At 45.4% G+C, this 1013-nt stretch carries 2 pseudogenes; one reads left to right on the forward strand and one right to left on the reverse strand.

The features are described 5' to 3' along the window. Window positions 1–532, forward strand: a pseudogene (locus F6K49_RS52930) (hypothetical protein); the annotation flags it as partial. Window positions 533–652: 120 nt separating this feature from the next. Here the strand turns inward: F6K49_RS52930 and F6K49_RS52935 are convergent. Further along, window positions 653–1013: pseudogene (locus F6K49_RS52935) on the reverse strand (dehydrogenase); the annotation flags it as partial.

Raw genomic sequence — 1013 nt, forward strand, 5'->3', positions numbered from 1 at the left:
TGTCCGCTCCTTGCTACCGGCAGCTTGGAATGAAAAACTGTCTGATTGGATGTTGACTGGTGCGATCGCAAGCGTGGTAGTAGTCATTCTATGGACAACACTAGCGCTTCTACCAAAGACACCAGCACAGGTGGCACAAGTTCCTGGTGATACCATTAATTCTCCAGAAAATTTGGAACTGGCTGAGGAATCACAACTTGTGGAATCGGAACCCATACCCACACCAGAGTTAACTCCTGAACAAAGCCTGATTGTAGCAATTCAAAATCAAATTACGGGTATTACGGCTCAGTACGGTAATGACCTGATTCAAGCAATTGAAGCGAACTTTCTCACAAGTATGCTTTTGCTGAAGGTCAGTGATGAATGGTACCAACTCAACGATGGTCAGCAGAATACCTTAGCTCAAAGGATGCTGAGCCAGTCTCAAGAATTAGACTTTAGCAAGTTGGAAATTACTGACCTAGAGGGAACGTTAGTTGCCCGTAGTCCTGTGGTGGGGTCAAGTATGGTCATTTTTACCCGACATTAATTCTGTTATATGTTAACGATTGAGGGTTGACCCTTGACTGTCAACCCTCAACAACCCTAACTATTTAGCTGATCTATTTAGGTGATAAAACACGTAATCAAATCAATGATCTGATCACTATTATCCACCGCTTAATGGGTTCAAGCGCTTCATGGCACGATTGACCACATCGGAGTAGCGTAATTCCCCACAGAGAATGTTGAGCATGATTTGAGTAGCAACGGGTTTTTTAACGCCGACTTTGTAGGCAATTCCAGGAAAGCGGTAGAAAGCTCCAGCGAGCTTAGCAGCCCAACTCATATCAGTTCCCCGTTCTTCCTGCATCACCTGGGTATAGTTTTCTAAGGCATCAGCTTGACCTGCCAAAGCTTGTTGAATGGCCTCAGCTGCTTTCATGCCACTGAACATGGAGGGTCGAATTCCCTCAGCAGTCATGGGATCGACCACACAGGCAGCTTCCCCAGCTAATACAGCATTTTGT

Source organism: Moorena sp. SIO3I6 (assembly GCF_010672095.1).